The sequence below is a fragment of the Pseudomonas sp. Irchel s3a12 genome, assembly GCF_900187485.1.
Classification (GTDB): Bacteria; Pseudomonadota; Gammaproteobacteria; order Pseudomonadales; family Pseudomonadaceae; genus Aquipseudomonas; species Aquipseudomonas neuropathica.
The window spans coordinates 208,502-226,566 of sequence record NZ_FYDN01000004.1 but is presented as its reverse complement, the minus strand read 5'-3'; the positions used below and the strand labels follow the sequence as shown (position 1 = coordinate 226,566).

Annotated in this window: 17 protein-coding genes; 11 read left to right on the top strand and 6 right to left on the bottom strand. The window is 59.9% G+C overall.

Annotated elements, in window-relative coordinates; genetic code table 11:
* Positions 1–9 precede the first annotated feature (9 nt).
* The 7 genes from CKW14_RS09095 to CKW14_RS09065 all read left to right on the top strand — a co-directional run bounded on the left by CKW14_RS09095 (position 10) and on the right by CKW14_RS09065 (position 6,828).
* Entirely contained in the window at positions 10–366 is a 357-nt protein-coding gene (locus CKW14_RS09095; protein ID WP_093435356.1) for a DUF4398 domain-containing protein, read from the top strand.
* Complete coding sequence (locus tag CKW14_RS09090) at positions 363–1,175, top strand: OmpA family protein (protein ID WP_034155321.1); 813 nt, start codon at positions 363–365, stop codon at positions 1,173–1,175. The genes CKW14_RS09095 and CKW14_RS09090 overlap by 4 nt, the downstream gene beginning before the upstream one ends.
* A gap of 201 nt (positions 1,176–1,376) precedes the next feature.
* A complete protein-coding gene (locus CKW14_RS09085) occupies positions 1,377–2,816 on the top strand; it encodes a PLP-dependent aminotransferase family protein (protein WP_016985994.1) in 1,440 nt (479 codons plus the stop codon).
* A 79-nt stretch (positions 2,817–2,895) separates the two neighbouring features.
* Positions 2,896–3,366 (top strand): translation initiation factor 2, encoded by a 471-nt coding sequence (locus CKW14_RS09080; protein ID WP_095048648.1) that lies wholly within the window; start codon positions 2,896–2,898, stop codon positions 3,364–3,366.
* 166 nt (positions 3,367–3,532) lie between these two features.
* Positions 3,533–3,787, top strand: coding sequence for a YkgJ family cysteine cluster protein (locus CKW14_RS09075; RefSeq protein WP_007908349.1), 255 nt, complete (start codon positions 3,533–3,535; stop codon positions 3,785–3,787).
* 41 nt (positions 3,788–3,828) lie between these two features.
* Positions 3,829–4,434 carry an START domain-containing protein gene (locus CKW14_RS09070; RefSeq protein ID WP_095048585.1) on the top strand — a complete coding sequence of 202 codons (606 nt, stop codon included), beginning with the start codon at positions 3,829–3,831 and terminating at the stop codon, positions 4,432–4,434.
* A gap of 300 nt (positions 4,435–4,734) precedes the next feature.
* Complete coding sequence (locus CKW14_RS09065) at positions 4,735–6,828, top strand: LTA synthase family protein (protein WP_095048584.1); 2,094 nt, start codon at positions 4,735–4,737, stop codon at positions 6,826–6,828.
* Between the two features lie 74 nt (positions 6,829–6,902).
* Here the strand turns inward: CKW14_RS09065 and CKW14_RS09060 are convergent, their stop codons facing one another.
* Positions 6,903–7,061 (bottom strand): DUF3309 family protein, encoded by a 159-nt coding sequence (locus CKW14_RS09060; RefSeq protein ID WP_169432680.1) that lies wholly within the window; start codon positions 7,059–7,061, stop codon positions 6,903–6,905.
* A gap of 323 nt (positions 7,062–7,384) precedes the next feature.
* On the opposite strand from CKW14_RS09060, the gene CKW14_RS09055 reads away from it, so the two are divergent.
* The 3 genes from CKW14_RS09055 (at position 7,385) to csrA (ending at position 8,917) form a co-directional block, all read left to right on the top strand.
* On the top strand, positions 7,385–8,200 hold the full coding sequence (locus tag CKW14_RS09055; RefSeq protein ID WP_095048583.1) for an SDR family oxidoreductase: 816 nt from the start codon (positions 7,385–7,387) through the stop codon (positions 8,198–8,200).
* 63 nt (positions 8,201–8,263) lie between these two features.
* Positions 8,264–8,596 (top strand): YnfA family protein, encoded by a 333-nt coding sequence (locus tag CKW14_RS09050; RefSeq protein ID WP_008088571.1) that lies wholly within the window; start codon positions 8,264–8,266, stop codon positions 8,594–8,596.
* 135 nt (positions 8,597–8,731) lie between these two features.
* The gene (csrA, locus tag CKW14_RS09045) at positions 8,732–8,917 is read left to right on the top strand and encodes a carbon storage regulator CsrA (protein WP_016985988.1); all 186 of its coding nucleotides are present in this window, start codon (positions 8,732–8,734) and stop codon (positions 8,915–8,917) included.
* A 5-nt stretch (positions 8,918–8,922) separates the two neighbouring features.
* Here the strand turns inward: csrA and CKW14_RS09040 are convergent, their stop codons facing one another.
* The 5 genes from CKW14_RS09040 to mnmC all read right to left on the bottom strand — a co-directional run bounded on the left by CKW14_RS09040 (position 8,923) and on the right by mnmC (position 16,359).
* Positions 8,923–9,150 (bottom strand): YheU family protein, encoded by a 228-nt coding sequence (locus tag CKW14_RS09040; RefSeq protein ID WP_003199186.1) that lies wholly within the window; start codon positions 9,148–9,150, stop codon positions 8,923–8,925.
* Between the two features lie 198 nt (positions 9,151–9,348).
* Positions 9,349–10,539, bottom strand: coding sequence for an osmoprotectant NAGGN system M42 family peptidase (locus CKW14_RS09035; RefSeq protein WP_095125188.1), 1,191 nt, complete (start codon positions 10,537–10,539; stop codon positions 9,349–9,351).
* A gap of 156 nt (positions 10,540–10,695) precedes the next feature.
* Positions 10,696–12,441, bottom strand: coding sequence for an N-acetylglutaminylglutamine synthetase (gene ngg / locus CKW14_RS09025; RefSeq protein ID WP_095125187.1), 1,746 nt, complete (start codon positions 12,439–12,441; stop codon positions 10,696–10,698).
* A 3-nt stretch (positions 12,442–12,444) separates the two neighbouring features.
* Entirely contained in the window at positions 12,445–14,217 is a 1,773-nt protein-coding gene (locus tag CKW14_RS09020; RefSeq protein WP_093435339.1) for an N-acetylglutaminylglutamine amidotransferase, read from the bottom strand.
* Between the two features lie 162 nt (positions 14,218–14,379).
* On the bottom strand, positions 14,380–16,359 hold the full coding sequence (gene mnmC / locus CKW14_RS09015) for a bifunctional tRNA (5-methylaminomethyl-2-thiouridine)(34)-methyltransferase MnmD/FAD-dependent 5-carboxymethylaminomethyl-2-thiouridine(34) oxidoreductase MnmC (protein WP_095048580.1): 1,980 nt from the start codon (positions 16,357–16,359) through the stop codon (positions 14,380–14,382).
* A gap of 172 nt (positions 16,360–16,531) precedes the next feature.
* Here mnmC and pap point away from each other — a divergent pair, with 172 nt between their 5' ends.
* Positions 16,532–18,046, top strand: coding sequence for a polyphosphate:AMP phosphotransferase (pap, locus tag CKW14_RS09010; protein WP_095048579.1), 1,515 nt, complete (start codon positions 16,532–16,534; stop codon positions 18,044–18,046).
* Positions 18,047–18,065: the final 19 nt, after the last annotated feature.

The window sequence follows — 18,065 nt, the reverse complement described above, 5'->3', positions numbered from 1 at the left end:
GGATTCTTAGTGAGTATTCGACCTCTTTTCGCGGCTGTGGCCGTTCTGGCCCTGGCCGGTTGCGCGACCGATCCGGCACCCAATGAACAAATGCGCCTGACCGAGCAAGCCATCACCCAGGCCAAAGCTGTTGGCGCCACCGCCGATGAAGTGCCGGAAATGAAACTGGCCGAAACCAAGTACAACCGCGCCAAAGGCAACATGGCTGACCAGTCCTACCGGAATGCGCGCATGCGCTCCGAACAGGCCGAGCTGGATGCACGTCTGGCCGAAGCCAAAGTGCTGACGCAAAAAAGTCAAGAACAGGTGAATGTGCTTAATACCCGCATCGTCCGTCTGCGCAAGCAACTGGGAGATGCCCAATGAGCCTCAAGTCGAAAGTTGTAGGCGGCCTGATCCTCGCCGGTTGCGTCAGCCTGTACGGCTGCGCCGGTCAGCACAGCGAATCCGCTCTGCAGGAAGCCAGCGCCGACTTTCAGAAGGTCAAGGAAGACTCCAACGTGCTGCGCATCGCGCCGAAAGACGTGATCCGCGCCGGTGAGTCCCTGGCTCGTGCCGATCGCCTGTCGACCTATTGGGGCAGCGGTTCCGATGTTGTGCACTACGCCTACCTGAGCCAGCGCTACAGCGAAATCGCCCGCGAGCATACCAATCAGGTGCTCAATGAGGAGCGCGCAGCCAAACTTGAGCTGGAGCGTCAGCGCCTGCAACTGGCCTTGCGTGAATCGAAGTTGCTCAGCGTGCAGCAACAGGGCAAATGGCTGGAAGAACAGATCGTAGCACTGGCCACCACGCAGACCGACCGTGGTCTGGTGATGACCCTCGGCGATGTGCTGTTCGACACCGGTGAAGCGGAGCTGAAAAACTCGGCCAACCGTGTTGTGCTGAAAATCGTCCAGTTCCTGCAACTGAACCCCAAACGTGTAGTGCGCATCGAGGGCTACACCGACAGCACCGGCGGCAAACAGGAGAACCTCAAGCTGTCCCGTGACCGCGCGCAATCGGTGGCGGACGTGCTGATGGACCTGGGCATCGACGACAAACGCATTCAGGTCGAAGGCTACGGCGACGAATACCCGGTGGACGCCAACGCTTCCGAGCGTGGGCGGGCACAGAATCGTCGGGTTGAAATTGTCTTCTCCGATGAAAAAGGCCAGCTCGGCGCCGCCCGTTAAGGGTTGCGTCTCTGGAAAGCCCGGGCTGTCATGCAGTGCCGGGCTTTTTTACGTCTGTCGATTGGCTCGCAATCCGTACAGTAGGGGGCAGACACCGCACTGTATGGTCGAGTAATGTGGCAACTGTCCCAGTACACTTCTAAACTGTTCCGGTATTGTTTCACACAAGAATAAAATGCCCGTGAAATCGAGTGCTGCGTCATGACCAATCTCTTGCTCTACCAACGTATTGCTCAGCAACTGGCCGAAGACATCCGCCGTGGGGTCTATCAACCGGGGGAGCGCGTGCCTTCGGTACGCAAGATGAGTTCGCAGCTCAACGTCAGCCATGCGACGGTGTTGCAGGCCTACGCCAATCTCGAAGATCAGGGGCTGATTCGCGCACGTCCGCAGTCCGGATATTACGTACACCAAACGCCTGCGCTGACTGCACCGACACCGGACATTGCGCGGGTTGAACGTCCCGGTCTGGTCACTCGCAGCAGCATCATTCAACAGGTGCTGGTCGAATCACGCCGTGAAGGTGTGTTCCCGCTCGGCGCTGCCGTGCCAAGTGTCGATTACCTGCCGGTGCGCGCCTTGCATCAGCAACTGGCCAAGGTCACGCGTTTTCATAGCCCACGCGCCTTCAGCTACATGTTCAGCCCCGGTTTCGAACCGCTGCGCCGGCAAGTGGCGATCCGCATGCGTGATGCCGGTGTGGTGGTCGATCCGTCGGAAGTCGTGATCACCCACGGTTGCGTCGATGCTCTGCAGATGTCGTTGCGTGTGCTGACCCGTCCGGGCGATCTGATCGCTGCTGAGTCGCCGACCTATTACGGTTTGCTGCAACTGGCCGATCTGCTCGGCCTGAAAGTCATCGAAATCCCCAGCGATCCTGCCACCGGCATGAGCCTCGAAGCCTTGCAACTGGCGGCCAACCAGTGGTCGATCAAAGCGCTGGTGCTTACCACGCGCCTGAGCAATCCACTGGGCGGCACCATGCCCGAAGAGCGGCAGAAACAGTTGCTGCGTCTGGCCTCGGACTTCGACATCCAGATTGTCGAAGACGACATCTATGGCGAGTTGATGTTCGAGCAGGGCAAAACCAAAGCGCTCAAGGCTTATGACCGACTGGATCGGGTGATCTACTGTTCGAGCTTCTCCAAAACCTTGTCACCCGGTGTGCGCATCGGCTGGATGATCGCTGGCAAGTACCAGCAGGAAATCCAGCGACTGCAGACCTTCAGCACCCATTCGGCGTGCAGCGTGACGCAGATGGCGATTGCCGCTTATCTGGAAAACGGCGGTTATGACCGGCATTTACGGTACATCCGCCAGGAATACCGAAAAAACCTCAGTGCCTTCCAGTTGGCGGTGCAGCAGTACTTCCCCGAGGGTACGCAAATGACCCGGCCTACGGGCGGTTTCATCCTCTGGGTGAGCTTGCCGGGTAGGGTGAATACTCAGGAATTGCATGTGCGCGCCCTGCAGCAGGGCATCAGCATTGCGCCGGGACTGATCTTCAGTAATACCGAGCAGTTCAACCACTGTATCCGCCTGAACTGCGGGATTCCGTGGAACCGCGAGGCGGAGCGGGCGTTGATGACCCTTGGGTTGCTGGCGACGCAACTGTGTCAGGAAACCGCTGGCGGATTCTGAACGAGCGGTGGGTGATGCTTGTCTTGTGGCGCCCAACAAGCGAGCATATGGCTATCTGCCGTTTGCCACTGTTGGGTTCATGAAAGCGATTGCTCCTGCCGCTTGGGTTTTGCTGGGTTTGCTGATGATCGGTCATGCGCCTGGCGTCGTGGCCGCTGCGGCTCAGGAAAAACCGGCGGCGACGAGCCCGGCAAAAAAATACACGCCAGCGCAGAAGGCAACTCCCGCGAAGAAACCTCAGCAAAAAGTCATCAAGAAGCGCAAGCCAGTCGCCTCGAAATCGAAACCCGCCAGTGAAGTGGTAAAAACCAAGTTGCCGTCGGCCAAACTCGATTTGAGCCTGCCCAAGGACATGGTCGAGGAATTGAAGCCCAAGGGCACGGTTGAATTGCCCAAGCGCGAGCCGATCCTGCCGCAGATGTTTGGCGAGAAAAACAACGGATTCCAGCTCAACGGCCGCTTGCTCAGCAACGAAATGCAGTTGCAACTGCGCAATGAAGAGCGCCGTGAAGTCGAAGGTGCGGCGCTGGACTTTGAATTCAAGCAGTAAACTCAGCTCATCTGTGACCCGCAGACCAGACGCTTTGTCGGAGACTGGTCAGTCACATTCAGTTATCGGTGAAAACCCCGGTTCCGGGAATTTGAAACAGCCGTTTTAGCGGTTACTCTGTTCCGCGTCCCTTTTACACATCGCCCGTCGCGAGGAATTGTTCGTCATGAAATGCCGTGAAGGCTGTGGCGCTTGCTGCATTGCCCCTTCCATCAGTTCGCCAATTCCCGGCATGCCTGATGGCAAACCTGCCGGCGAACGTTGCGTGCAACTCTCGGTCGAAAACCTGTGCAGCATTTTCGGCCGCCCCGAGCGCCCGGCAGTCTGTTCCGGCTTCGCGGCGGATGTCGAAGTCTGTGGCAGCAGCTCGGAAGAAGCGATCAGGTTGATTGGCTGGTGGGAGCAGATGACGGCGGCGTGATGTGTCAAACGAACGGAACTTCAACAATAAGGAATAAGACTATGGGTTCGCTGCATCGTATCGCTGTGTTGTGTGGTTTGACCGCTGTGCTGGCCACCTCCGTCGCTCAGGCTGAAGACTGGAAAGTCGCCAAGAACGAGGACGGTATCAAGGTGTCCCTGAGTGAAGTGCCAGGTTCGGACTACAAGTCCTACCAGGGCGTTGCGCTGATGAAAACCACCGTCGCCAAATTGCGCGCACTGCAGGAAGACGTCGCTGGCGCCTGCGCCTGGATTCACGAGTGCAAGACCCAGAAACTGCTCAAGCACGAGGGCGATCAGAGCTGGACCTACACCCAGTTCAACACCCCTTGGCCAGTCACCCCGCGTGACTCGGTGATCGAAGTCACCACCGTCGAAGGCGCCGACGGCAGCTTGACCCGCAACCTCAAAGGTCTGCCGACGTACGTTCCTGAAGAAAAAGGCTTTGTCCGCGTGCAGCAGGTCAAAGGCTTCTGGAAGTTCGTACCGAAGGGCGACCAGGTTGAAGTCACTTATCAAGTGCACACCGAACCAGGTGGCAGCGTGCCGGCAATGGTTGCCAACAAATTTGTCGTCGATGCTCCGTTCAACACCCTCAAAGCTTTGAAAGAGCGCGCCGAGAAGTAATCGGCCCGCGTTCAACGAAACGCCCCGAACAAGTCGGGGCGTTTTGTTTTGTATCTATATTGTGTTTCCAGATACGCGTTGCACGAAATTTTCACAAAGTGTTCCTGACAATTCGCCCGCGCTGTTTGTCCGCTGCTGTAAATGAAAGTGTCTAGCGGCGGGGCAGTAATCAATGGCAATGGTGCGGGTGATCGTGCAACATTTGCGCACCGCGCAAGCCCCGGGGTCTGGAATGACCAATAGAGGGCATGGCGCCGCTGTATTTTTGCAACTTCAACTTCCAATGGGTCCTAAAACGACATGGCAAACCCGGACGCCCTGAATCAGCAGCGATCTTCTGCTCGCCTGCTGCAACCGACCGTCAAATCGCATCTGGCCTACACGCTGCTTTGCGCGCTGGTCATGATGGTGATGTTTTCCGTGCTGCGCCTCGCGCTGCTGGTCTACAACCGCGAGATGATCCTCGATACCCCGGCTTCGACCTTCCTCGAAGCTTTCGCCAACGGCCTGCGTTTTGACCTGCGCCTGGTGGTTTACCTGTGCATTCCGCTGGTGCTGGCGCTGTTCAGTGCCCGCGCCATGGCCGCACGCGGCTTCTTCCGCTTGTGGCTGACCATCGCCTCAAGCATCGCGCTGTTCCTCGGCCTGATGGAGATGGACTTCTACCGCGAGTTCCACCAGCGCCTCAACGGCCTGGTGTTCCAGTACGTGAAGGAAGACCCGAAAACCGTGATGAGCATGCTCTGGTACGGTTTTCCGGTAGTGCGCTATCTGCTGGCGTGGGCCATCGGCACTGTCATCCTGACCCTTGCGTTCAAAGGCGCCGATCGTGCCACGCGTCCACGCGGACCGTTCAGCGGCGGCAGCGTGGGTACTCGTCAAGTTGCGCCGTGGTACACCCGTCTGGCGGTGTTCATGGTCTGCCTGCTGATCTGCGTGGCTGCCGCCCGTGGCACTTTGCGTCAGGGCCCGCCGATGCGCTGGGGTGATGTCTACACCACCGATTCCAACTTCGCCAACCAGCTCGGCCTCAACGCCACGCTGTCGCTGATCGAGGCCGCCAAATCTCGCATGGGCGAAGATCGCGACAACATCTGGAAAGCGACGTTGCCGCAAGAGCAGGCGCAGAAAGTCGTGCGCGACATGCTGCTGATGCCAGACGAAAAACTGGTCGATGCCGATATTGCCGCTGTGCGCCGTGATTACACGCCGCCGGCCGACAAGACCCTGCCGATCAAGAACGTCGTCGTGATCCTGATGGAAAGCATGGCCGGTCACTCGGTCGGTGCACTGGGCGCGCCAGGCAACATCACGCCATACCTGGACAAACTGTCGAAGGAAGGTCTGCTGTTCGATCGCTTCTTCTCCAACGGTACGCACACCCATCAGGGCATGTTCGCGACCATGGCCTGCTTCCCCAACCTGCCAGGTTTCGAATACCTGATGCAGACCCCGGAAGGCAGCCACAAACTGTCCGGCTTGCCGCAGGTGCTCAGCGCCCGCAACTACGACGACGTATACGTCTACAACGGCGACTTCGCCTGGGACAACCAGTCGGGCTTTTTCAGCAACCAGGGCATGACCAACTTCGTTGGCCGTAACGACTTCGTCAACCCGGTGTTCTCCGATCCGACCTGGGGCGTGTCCGACCAGGACATGTTCGACCGTGGTCTGCAGGAGTTGAAGGCGCGGGAAAACGGCAAGCCGTTCTACGCGCTGCTGCAAACCCTGTCTAACCACACGCCATACGCCTTGCCGACGCCATTGCCGGTCGAGCGCGTGACCGATCGCGGCAGCCTCAACGAACACTTGACCGCCATGCGCTACTCCGACTGGGCGCTGGGTCAGTTCTTCGAGAAGGCGCGCAAAGAGCCGTACTTCAAGGAAACCCTGTTCGTCATCGTCGGCGACCACGGCTTCGGCAACGAGCGCCAGATCACCGAAATGGACCTGGGCCGCTTCAACGTGCCGATGTTGATGATCGCACCTGGCATTCAGGAGAAGTTCGGTACGCGTGACCACACAGTGGGTACGCAGATCGATATCGTGCCAACCATCATGGGCCGTCTCGGCGGCGAAGTGCGTCACCAGTGCTGGGGCCGCGACTTGCTCAACCTGCCGGAAGGCGACACCGGTTTCGGTGTGATCAAGCCGTCGGGCAGCGAGCAGACCACTGCTATCGTCACCGCTGACCAGATTCTGGTGTTGCCGAGAGACAAGGATATGGGGCCGAAGATGTGGCAGTACCAACTGGGGGCCAATCCGCACGCCGAAGTGGTACCGAATGCGCCGCGCACCGCCGAGTTGAAACTCAAACTCGAAGCGTTCCTGCAAACGGCAACCAAGAGCCTGATGGATAACACCGCCGGTGTCATCCACGGCAAGCCGGACTGATCGATCTATAACAGAAAGATCCGCGCAATAAAAAAGAGGCCCTTAACAGGGCCTCTTTTTTTACGCGTGAATCGTTATATCCGACCGAGTAACAGCAGCACCAACAGCACCACCAACACCACGCCGATAATGCCCGATGGACCGTAGCCCCAACTTCTGGAGTGCGGGAAGACCGGCAGACCACCGATCAGCAACAGGATCAGGATAATGATTAGAATTGTGCCCATGTCGATTTCCTTGTTGATAGTGTTCGAGAAGTCTTGGTATTCAAGGGCGACTGGAGACTAAGTAATTCCAGACGGCTTACAAATTCCGACCGGTGCGCGTGAAAGAAAATTCAATGTTTTTTTAATGTATTTGGATTGCTCGTTTATTTCCTTTGAAGCACAAGATCAAAAGATCGCAGCCTTCGGCAGCTCCTACATTGAACGCGTGTAGGAGCTGCCGAAGGCTGCGATCTTTTGATCTTGCATTCAGCAACTTGATGGAGCGTGGGCGCGCGCCGATCCTTCGCTACACTCGGCGCATCTTTCCCAGAACAACAAGGCTGTGTGCTATGCAAAATCGCATGATGATCACTGGTGCGGGCTCGGGCCTGGGTCGCGAAATCGCGCTGCGCTGGGCACGTGAAGGCTGGCAACTGGCCTTGTCCGACGTCAGCGAACCCGGTCTTCAGGAAACCCTGAAAATGGTCCGCGAGGCCGGTGGCGACGGTTTTACCCAGCGCTGTGATGTACGTGATTACAGCCAGCTCACCGCGTTCGCTCAGGCCTGTGAAGAAAAGCTCGGCGGCATCGACATCATTGTCAACAACGCCGGCGTGGCCTCGGGTGGCTTTTTCAGCGAACTGTCCCTGGAAGACTGGGATTGGCAGATCGCGATCAACCTGATGGGCGTGGTCAAGGGCTGCAAGGCGTTCTTGCCGCTGCTTGAACAAAGCAAAGGCAAAATCATCAACATCGCCTCCATGGCGGCACTGATGCAAGGCCCGGCGATGAGCAACTACAACGTGGCCAAGGCCGGCGTGGTAGCACTGTCGGAAAGTCTGCTGATCGAACTGGCGCAGCAGGAAGTCGGCGTGCACGTGGTCTGCCCCTCGTTCTTCCAGACTAACTTGCTCGATTCGTTCCGTGGGCCGACCCCGGCGATGAAAGCGCAGGTCGGCAAGTTGCTGGAAAGTTCGCCAATTACGGCGGCGGATATCGCTGACTACATCTATCAGCAAGTCGCCGCTGGCGAGTTCATGATCCTGCCCCACGAACAAGGGCGCATGGCCTGGGCGCTGAAACAGAAGAACCCGCAACTGCTCTACAACGAAATGACCTCAATGGCGGAGAAAATGCGCGCCAAAGCCAAACAGAGCAACGGCTGAGCTTGCCCGTCGGAGACAGCGTCGCTAGGGTGGCCGCAATGGTCACCCTGTCGAGACACGTCAATGCTCAATTACCTGTGGTTCTTTCTTGCGGCGCTGTTTGAAATCGCCGGTTGTTTCGCCTTCTTCATGTGGCTGCGTCAGGGCAAAAGTGCCTTGTGGGTGATTCCTGCGCTGCTCAGCCTGACCCTGTTCGCACTGTTGCTGACCCGTGTTGAAGCCAACTATGCCGGTCGTGCCTACGCCGCTTATGGCGGCATCTACATCGTCGCTTCGATTGGCTGGCTGATGGTGGTCGAGCGCGTGCGTCCCTTGGGTTCGGACTGGATCGGCGTGGCGCTGTGCGTGATCGGCGCCAGCGTGATTCTGTTCGGGCCACGCTTTTCTGCTGCCTGAAGACCTTTTGTGGGAAGTGTCTGACAGCTCGCGGCGATCATGGGTGTAAGGCAAAACTGATTTGCGCGCCGTGCATTGAAGAGGCGCGGCAAGCCGCGCATCTTCAGGGTTCGCTAACCCTGAAGGACGAATCTCATGCTTGTACTCAGCCGTGTCGTTGGTGAGTTGATTTCAATCGGTGATGACATCACCTTGCGCGTTCTGTCAGTGAATGGTGCCAGCGTGCGATTTGGCGTCGAGGCGCCACAAAAGGTCAACGTGCACCGCGCGGAGGTCTATGAGCGGATTCAGCGCAAGCAAGCCACGCAGAAAGTTCGCTGAGGATTTCAGTCGAACAGGTGCTTGGGCACGTCGTGCTTGAGCATCAACTGGCACTGCTCGCTTTCCGGGTCGAAGACGATCAGCGCCTGGCCTTTGGTCAATGCCTGACGCACGCGCAGCACGCGGGTTTCCAGCGGCGTGTCATCACCGTTGTCGGTGCCGTCGCGGGTGACGAAATCCTCGATGAGGCGGGTGAGGGTGTCGACTTCAAGTTGGTCGTGGGGAATAAGCATGGGCACCTCGGCTGAATCAATGGCGGGATGCTACGGCGATTGCGGTTTGCCTGCCAGTTTTGTGTTGCCTGTACCGACCTCATCGCTGGCAAGCCAGCTCCCACAGTAATTGGGGCAACACAAATTTGTGTACACCTCCGATACCTGTGGGAGCTGGCTTGCCAGCGATGGGGCCAGTCCTGTCATCACAAAGCCGGATCAACTATCGGAACGCTGCCCCACCAGACTGTCCACCGACGGCACTCGCGTATCGCTCTCCATTTGCGTGTCATGTTCAATCTGATGACTGAAGCGATCCAGCGAAGCGTTCGCCGGCGCTGCATCACTGGCAAACACCGGCGGACTCAAGATGTAAGCCCCCAGCAAGCGACTGAGTGCCGCCAGACTGTCGATGTGCGTGCGCTCATACCCATGGGTCGCATCGCAGCCAAACGCGAGCAGGGCGGTGCGGATGTCGTGGCCGGCGGTCACCGCCGAGTGCGCATCGCTGAAGTAATAGCGGAACAGGTCGCGGCGCACCGGCAATTCATTCTCGCTGGCCAGTTTCAGCAAGTGCCGCGACAGATGATAGTCATACGGCCCGCCGGAATCCTGCATCGCCACACTTACCGCGTGTTCGCTGGAGTGCTGCCCCGGCGCGACCGGTGCGATGTCGATGCCGACGAATTCGCTGACGTCCCACGGCAATGCTGCCGCCGCGCCGCTGCCGGTTTCTTCGGTGATGGTGAACAGCGGGTGGCAGTCGATCATCAGCTCCTGGCCGCTGTCGACGATGGCTTTGAGTGCCGCGAGCAGCGCGGCAACGCCGGCCTTGTCATCGAGGTGACGGGCGCTGATGTGACCGCTTTCGGTGAACTCCGGCAGCGGATCGAATGCGACCACGTCGCCGATGCTGATGCCCAGCGAGTCGCAGTCAGCCTTGGTCGCACAGTAGGCATCCAGACGCAGTTCAACGTGATCCCAACTGATCGGCATTTCATCGACGGCAGTGTTGAAGGCATGCCCGGACGCCATCAACGGCAAGACACTGCCGCGAATCACGCCGTTGTCGGTAAACAGGCTGACGCGGCTGCCCTCGGCAAAGCGGCTCGACCAGCAGCCGACCGGGGCGAGGGTCAGGCGGCCGTTGTCCTTGATCGCACGAACGGCGGCGCCGATGGTGTCCAGGTGCGCGGAAACGGCGCGGTCGGGGCTGTTCTTCTTGCCTTTGAGCGTGGCGCGAATGGTGCCGCGTCGAGTCATTTCAAAGGGGATGCCGAGCTCTTCCAAACGCTCGGCGACGTAACGCACGATGGTGTCGGTGAACCCGGTGGGGCTGGGAATGGCGAGCATTTCCAGCAAGACTTTTTGCAGGTAGTTGAGATCCGGTTCGGGGATTTGCGTGGTCATGGAAACTCCTGATGGGTTGAGCACTGATCGTTCCCACGCTCTGCGTGGGAATGCAGCCGGGGACGCTCTGCGTCCCAAGAGTGGACGCAGAGCGTCCGGTGAGGCGTTCCCACGCAGACGGTTCGACGCCTCGACGTGGGAACGATCAGGAAAGGGTTAAATAGCCGGCTGACTGTGCGGAAACAACAAATCGACAAAGCGTTCCGCCGTCGGCTGCGGCTCATGGTTGGCCAGACCGGCACGTTCATTGGCCTCGATAAACACGTACTCGGGCTGATCCGCCGCCGGCACCATCAAGTCGAGCCCGACCATCGGAATATCCAGCGCCCGCGCCGCGCGCACGGCGGCATCAATCAACGTCGGATGCAGAATCGCGGTGACATCCTCCAGCGTGCCGCCGGTGTGCAGATTCGCCGTACGCCGCACAAACAGGTGCTCGCCGGCCGGCAGAATGCTGCTGTAGTCATAACCGGCCGCATGCAGGGTGCGCTGGGTTTCGTGATCCAGCGGGATCTTGCTTTCGCCACTGGTCGCCGCTTGCCGACGACGGCTCTGCGCCTCGATCAACGCGCCCACCGAATGCTGGCCATCGCCGACTACTTCCGCCGGCTTGCGAATCGCCGCGGCCACCACTTCAAAGCCAATCACCAGAATCCGCAGATCAAGCCCTTCGTGGAAGCTTTCGAGCAGCACGCGGCTGTCAAATTGCTTCGCCGTTTCGATGGCTTGCTGCACCTCTTCGATGCTCTGCAAATCCACTGCTACGCCTTGGCCCTGTTCACCGTCGAGCGGTTTGACCACCACCCGTTGATGCTCGTCGAGGAAGGCCAGATTGTCGTCGGCATTACCGGCCAGTTGCTGCGAGGGCAGGTTCAGTCCGGCGCCTTTGAGCACTTTGTGGGTCAGGCTTTTGTCTTGGCACAGGCTCATGCTGATCGCGCTGGTCAGGTCGCTCAGCGATTCGCGGCAACGCACGCGACGCCCGCCGTGGCTGAGAGTGAACAGCCCGGCATCGGCGTCATCCACTTGCACGTCGATGCCGCGTCGATGAGCTTCTTCAACGATGATCCGCGCATACGGATTGAACTGCGCTTCTGGCCCCGGGCCGAGAAACAGCGGCTGGTTGATGCCGTTTTTGCGCTTGATGGCGAAAGTCGACAGATTGCGAAAGCCGAGCTTGGCGTAGAGGTTTTTCGCCTGCCGGTTGTCATGCAGAACTGACAGATCCAGATAGCTCAAGCCGCGACTCATGAAGTGCTCGATCAGGTGCCGCACCAGCACTTCACCAACACCCGGCCGCGAGCATTGCGGATCAACCGCCAGGCACCACAGGCTGCTGCCGTTTTCCGGGTCGTTGAAAGCCTTTTGATGGTTCAGGCCCATGACGCTGCCGATCACCGCGCCGCTGTCTTCATCCTCGGCCAGCCAGTACACCGGGCCGCCCTGATGATGCGGAGTGAGCCGCGTGGCATCGATCGGCAACATGCCGCGCGCCTGGTACAACAGATTGATCGCCTGCCAGTCCGCCTCACTTTGCGCGCGGCGAATACGAAAGCCGCGAAACACACGGGTGGCCTGGCGGTAATCGCTGAACCACAGGCGCAGGGTGTCCGACGGGTCGAGAAACAGTTGCGTCGGTTCCAGGCCGAGGATCTGCTGCGGCGCCGCGACGTACAGCGCGATATCACGCTCGCCGGGCTGCTCTTTGAGCAGCTCCTGCGCCAGCGATGCCGGGTCGGGAAACGTGTGGCCGATCAGCAACCGGCCCCAGCCGCAATGTACGGCAATCGGGTCGGCGGCCAGCATGCTGCCATCTTCGGCCAGACGCGCCTGCAAGCGTTCATAGGACGGCGTCTGACCGCGTAGCAGCCGTTGGTTGATGGCCGTGGCGTGGGGTTTCATCAATCAGATTCCTTGTTCACTGAGCCACAGGTTCAGGGCAGCCAGTTGCCACAACTTCGAACCGCGCAACGGCGTCAGTTGGCCTTGCGGATCGGTTAGCAATTTGTCGAGCATGGCCGGGTTGAACAGACCGCGATCCTGACTCGGATCGAGCAGCAGTTCGCGCACCCAGTTCAGCGTGTCGCCCTGCAAGTGCTTGAGGCCCGGCACCGGGAAGTAGCCTTTTTTACGGTCGATCACCTCACTCGGGATGACTCGGCGCGCGGCTTCTTTGAGCACTTGTTTGCCGCCGTCAGGCAGCTTGAATTGGCCAGGCACTCGGGCCGAGAGTTCTACCAGTCGATAGTCGAGAAACGGCGTACGCGCCTCCAGGCCCCAGGCCATGGTCATGTTGTCGACGCGTTTGACCGGGTCATCGACCAGCATCACCGTGCTGTCCAGACGCAAGGCTTTGTCCACCGCCGCATCGGCGCCGGGCTGGGCGAAATGTTCTTTCACAAAGTCGCCGGCTGCATCGTTCGCGGTGAGCCATTTGGGCTGCACGGTGGCGGCGTAGTCATCGTAGCTGCGGTCGAAAAACGCATTGCGATACGCCGCGTACGGATCCGCCGCACCGTCGACTTGCGGATACCAGTGATAACCGGCGAACAACTCGTCAGCACCCTGGCCGCTCTGCACCACTTTGCAGTGCTTGGCCACTTCGCGCGACAGTAGATAGAAGGCGATGCAGTCATGGCTGACCATCGGCTCGCTCATCGCGCGGAACGCGGCGGGCAATTGCTCGATGATCTCTTTCTCGTCGATGCGCAGTTGATGATGCTGAGTGCCGTAGTGTTTGGCGATCAGATCCGAGTATTGGAATTCGTCACCGCGTTCGCCGCCGGCATCCTGGAAACCGATGGAAAAGGTCGAAAGGTTGTCGACGCCGACTTCACGCAACAGGCCGACGAGCATGCTCGAATCGACGCCGCCGGACAGCAGTACACCGACATCTACTGCCGCGCGTTGACGAATCGCCACCGCTTCGCGGGTGCTGTCGAGGACGCGATCAACCCAATCTTCGAGGGTCAGATTTTTCTCATCATCGTGTGGGCCGTAAGGCAGCGTCCACCAGGTTTTCTGTTCGGTGGTGCCATCGGCTTCAACGCGCATCCAGGTCGCCGGTGGCAGTTTTTCGATGCCGGCCAGCAGGGTGCGTGGCGCAGGGACCACGGCATGGAAATTCAGGTAATGATTGAGCGCCACCGGATCGAGGATCGGGTTGATGTCGCCGCCCTTGAGCAGCGCCGGCAAGGCCGAAGCAAAGCGCAAACGCTGACCGGTGCGCGACAGGTACAACGGCTTCACGCCGAGACGGTCGCGGGCGATGAACAGGCGTTTGGCGTCGCGTTCCCAAATGGCAAACGCGAACATGCCATTGAGCTTCGGCAGCAGCGCTTCGCCCCAGGCGTGGTAGCCCTTGAGCAGCACTTCGGTGTCGCCACCGGAGTAGAACGCGTAACCCAGCGCTTCAAGTTCGGCACGCAGTTCCGGGAAGTTGTAGATCGCGCCGTTGAAGGCCAGGGACAAGCCCAACTGGCTGTCGATCATCGGCTGCGCCGAGCCGTCCGACAGGTCCATGATTTTCAGGCGACGGTGACCCAGGGCAATCGGCCCTTGGGCATGGAAACCCCACGCGTCGGGGCCGCGAGGGGCCAGGTGATGGGTGATTCTCTCGATCGCTGCAAGGTCTGCAGGTTGTTGATCAAAACGTAACTCGCCAGCTAATCCGCACATAAAGTCCTTACCGGTTTTTCCGTTGGGGAGGGTGTTTCTTCAGCGGCCAAAATGGCCGGTACTCAGAAACTGACCCGGTGCGGTTGTGGGAGTTTTAGAACGATAAGTTATAAACGGCGCCGTCAGACCAGTGGGCCACCGTCATGGCCCGTGGTCTTCAGTTCATTTGCCGCGAATCAACCGACGTAATGCAAAGCGGTTGGGGTGGCAGGCTTCGGCGACACTGCGTGGCAGCGGTAGCGGTTCGTTGTCCAGCCACGCAGCGAGCAGTTCGCCGGACAATGGCGCGGTGATCAGCCCGCGAGAACCGTGGCCGCTGTTGACGTATAAACCGTCCAGCCAAGGGCAGGCGATGTCCGGCACTTGGCGGGCGTCTTTGCTCAGCACCGAGTAGGTGTCGAGGAACGCTTCGCGGTCGGCGAGGGGGCCGACAATCGGCAAATAGTCAGGGCTGGTGCAGCGGAAGGCTGCGCGGCCCTGAAGATTTTCGACGGGCTGTTCGCTGATGTGCAGACGCGTAACCAGATCGCTTGAGATCTCTTCGAGCATCGCCAGATTGCCCACGTGTTCGGCGGTGGTTGGCGTCAGGTCATCGCTGTTGAAATCGAAACTGGCGCCGAGGGTGTGTTCGCCTAGACGGGCAGGCGCGACGTAGCCTTCGGCGCAGACCACAGTGGCCAGTGCCTGGCTTTCTGCAGTTTCGGCGAGACGGGTGATCTGCCCGCGAATGCGCTTGAGCGGTAACTCGGCGCTCTGCGCAAAACATTTGATGTCGGCAGCACCGGCCAACACCACGACCGGCGCGCTGGCGAGCAAGCGGTCACCGTCGAGGGCTTGCCACTGGTCATCGACCCTGCGCAGTTGCAGTGCTTGGCAATGGTTGAGCAGTTCGATGTTCGCCTGCGCCGCTTGCGCCTGACACAGCGCCGGCGGATGCACCCAACCGCCTTCGGGATAGTACAAGCCGCCATGGGCCAGACCGACTCCGGCACGGGCCTGCGCCTCGGGCTGATCCAGCCACTGCAACAGGTCTTCCGGGAAGGCTTCGGCCAACTGGGCGTGACGCTCGGCTTCCTTGGTATTGAACGCCAGTTGCAGCACGCCGCAAGCGTCCCAGTCGGTGCCGCGTTGCAGGGTTTCCAGCAGGCGTCGGGTGTAACCGAAACCGCTGACGATCAGTTGCGACAGTGCCGTGCCGTGGGCAGACAATTTCAGGTACAGCACGCCCTGCGGATTGCCCGAGGCTTCTTGCGCCACCGCCGCATGGCGTTCGAGCAACGTCACCTGCCAGCCACGTGCGGCCAGGCTGGACGCGGTGGCGCAGCCGGCGAGACCGGCGCCAATCACCAGCGCTCGACGTTCAGCCGCGATCGGTGCAGGACGAGCGAACCAGGGTTTTTCCGGTGTCGGCGGCGTCACTTCCGCCGGCCAGCCGAGAAACTCGCCACGGAGGATTTCCCACTTGTGACCGATGCCCGGCGTGCGCTTCATTTTGAACCCGGCGGCGTTGAGCAAACGGCGGACCCAACCGGTACTGGTGAAGGTGCTGATGGTTGAGCCGGGCGCTGCCAGTCGCGCCAGCTCGACAAACAGTTCGGCAGTCCACATGTCGGGGTTTTTTGCCGGGGCGAAACCGTCGAGAAACCACGCATCAATCTGCGCGTCGAGCTGCGGCAGTTGTTCCAGGGCATCGCCGATCAACAGCGTCAGCGTCACGCGGCCGTGGGCCAGGGTGATGCGCTGAAAGCCGGCATGGATCGCCACGTAATGCCGTAGTAACTGATCGGCCAGTGGCTTGAGTTCCGGCCACAGGGCCAAGGCACGTTTCAGGTCGGCGGGGCTCAGCGGGTATTTTTCGACGCTGACGAAATGCAGGCGCGCACCCGCCATGGCGTGTTGCTCGAACAACTGCCAGGCGCAGAGAAAATTCAGCCCGGTGCCAAAACCGGTTTCACCGATGACCAGTCGCCCACCCGCCGGCAGCGCGGCAAAACGCTCGGCCAGGCGGTTCTGTTCGAGGAACACGTAACGAGTTTCTTCCAGCCCCGACTGATCGGAAAAGTACACGTCATCGAACACCCGCGAACGCGGGCGTCCGTGGTCATCCCAATCGAGTTGGGCGTGGGGCAATACAGGTTTCATGGCAGGCTCGGCAACGACAAGGCGGCCATTCTAGCCGATCGCGCAGGGGCTGCTTGATCCATGGCAAGGCTTGCGCCCGTTGACTCACGGACAATCCGCCAGCCGCGGGAATTTCTGCGCCGCTGCTGTGCCCAATCCGCTAGTCTTGCTGAATCCTGGAAGGAGCCGTCCCATGTTTGAATCCGCTGAAATCGGTCACGCCATCGACAAAGACACCTTTGATGCGGCCGTCCCGGCATTGCGTGAAGCCTTGCTCGAAGCTCAGTTCGAACTGCAGCAGCAGAAGCGTTTTCCGGTGATCATCTTGATCAACGGCATTGAAGGCGCGGGCAAGGGCGAGACGGTCAAGTTGCTCAACGAGTGGATGGACCCGCGCCTGATCGAAGTGCGCACCTTCGATCAGCAGACCGATGAGGAGTTGTCACGGCCTCCGGCATGGCGCTACTGGCGAATGCTCCCGGCCAAGGGGCGCATGGGCATTTTTTTCGGCAACTGGTACAGCCAGATGCTGCAGGGGCGGGTGCATGGCCTGTTCAAGGATCCGCGTCTGGATCAGGCGATCGCCGGCGCCGAGCGTCTGGAAAAGATGCTCTGCGATGAAGGCGCACTGATTTTCAAATTCTGGTTTCACCTGTCCAAAAAACAGATGAAGGCCCGGCTCAAGGCGCTGGCTGATGACCCGCTGCACAGCTGGCGCATCAGCCCGCTGGACTGGCAGCAATCGGAAACCTACGACAAGTTCGTCAAATACGGCGAGCGCGTGCTGCGCCGTACCAGTCGCGATTACGCGCCGTGGCATGTGATCGAAGGCGCCGACGCCAACTATCGCAGCCTGGCGGTCGGCAAGATTCTCCTCGAAGGTTTGCAAAATGCGCTGAAGCGTCCGGACGTGCATCCGCACGATGTCAGCGCCGCGCCGTTGGGCACGCCGGTCGATCAGTTGAACCTGCTCGACAGCCTCGACCTGACCCAGCGTCTGGAGAAGAAAGACTACGAAGAACAACTGATCACCGAGCAGGCGCGCTTGTCTGGGCTGATGCGCGACAAACGCATGCGCCGCCACGCCCTGGTGGCGGTGTTCGAAGGCAACGATGCCGCCGGCAAGGGCGGGGCGATCCGTCGGGTCGCGGCGGCGCTCGATCCACGGCAATACAACATCGTGCCGATCGCCGCACCGACTGAGGAGGAGCGCGCTCAGCCGTACTTGTGGCGCTTTTGGCGGCACATTCCGGCGCGCGGCAAGTTCACCGTGTTCGACCGCTCTTGGTACGGCCGGGTGCTGGTAGAGCGGATTGAGGGCTTCTGCACGCCGGCCGACTGGTTGCGTGCCTACGGCGAAATCAACGATTTTGAAGAGCAGCTGTCCGACGCCGGAGTGATCGTCGTCAAGTTCTGGCTGGCGATTGATAAAGACACGCAGATGGAGCGATTTCAGGCGCGCGAAGCGATCCCCTTCAAACGCTTCAAGATCACCGAAGACGACTGGCGCAACCGCGACAAGTGGGACGCCTATCGCGCTGCTGTCGGCGATATGGTCGACCGCACCAGCTCGGAAATCTCGCCATGGACGCTGATCGAGGCCAATGACAAGCGCTGGGCTCGGGTGAAGGTGTTGCGCACGATCAACCGTGCACTGGAAGAGGCCTTCGAGAAATCCGACAAGCACGCGAAGAAACACAAGGACTGAGCCGATAGACGCGCATACG

Coding starts and splice junctions, on each gene's coding strand:
- CKW14_RS09090 (WP_034155321.1), top strand. CDS start 363: ATGAGCCTCAAGTCGAAAGTTGTAGGCGGCCTGATCCTCGCCGGTTGC.
- CKW14_RS09085 (WP_016985994.1), top strand. CDS start 1,377: ATGACCAATCTCTTGCTCTACCAACGTATTGCTCAGCAACTGGCCGAA.
- CKW14_RS09080 (WP_095048648.1), top strand. CDS start 2,896: ATGAAAGCGATTGCTCCTGCCGCTTGGGTTTTGCTGGGTTTGCTGATG.
- CKW14_RS09075 (WP_007908349.1), top strand. CDS start 3,533: ATGAAATGCCGTGAAGGCTGTGGCGCTTGCTGCATTGCCCCTTCCATC.
- CKW14_RS09070 (WP_095048585.1), top strand. CDS start 3,829: ATGGGTTCGCTGCATCGTATCGCTGTGTTGTGTGGTTTGACCGCTGTG.
- CKW14_RS09065 (WP_095048584.1), top strand. CDS start 4,735: ATGGCAAACCCGGACGCCCTGAATCAGCAGCGATCTTCTGCTCGCCTG.
- CKW14_RS09055 (WP_095048583.1), top strand. CDS start 7,385: ATGCAAAATCGCATGATGATCACTGGTGCGGGCTCGGGCCTGGGTCGC.
- CKW14_RS09050 (WP_008088571.1), top strand. CDS start 8,264: ATGCTCAATTACCTGTGGTTCTTTCTTGCGGCGCTGTTTGAAATCGCC.
- csrA (WP_016985988.1), top strand. CDS start 8,732: ATGCTTGTACTCAGCCGTGTCGTTGGTGAGTTGATTTCAATCGGTGAT.
- CKW14_RS09040 (WP_003199186.1), bottom strand. CDS start 9,150: ATGCTTATTCCCCACGACCAACTTGAAGTCGACACCCTCACCCGCCTC.
- CKW14_RS09035 (WP_095125188.1), bottom strand. CDS start 10,539: ATGACCACGCAAATCCCCGAACCGGATCTCAACTACCTGCAAAAAGTC.
- ngg (WP_095125187.1), bottom strand. CDS start 12,441: ATGAAACCCCACGCCACGGCCATCAACCAACGGCTGCTACGCGGTCAG.
- CKW14_RS09020 (WP_093435339.1), bottom strand. CDS start 14,217: ATGTGCGGATTAGCTGGCGAGTTACGTTTTGATCAACAACCTGCAGAC.
- mnmC (WP_095048580.1), bottom strand. CDS start 16,359: ATGAAACCTGTATTGCCCCACGCCCAACTCGATTGGGATGACCACGGA.
- pap (WP_095048579.1), top strand. CDS start 16,532: ATGTTTGAATCCGCTGAAATCGGTCACGCCATCGACAAAGACACCTTT.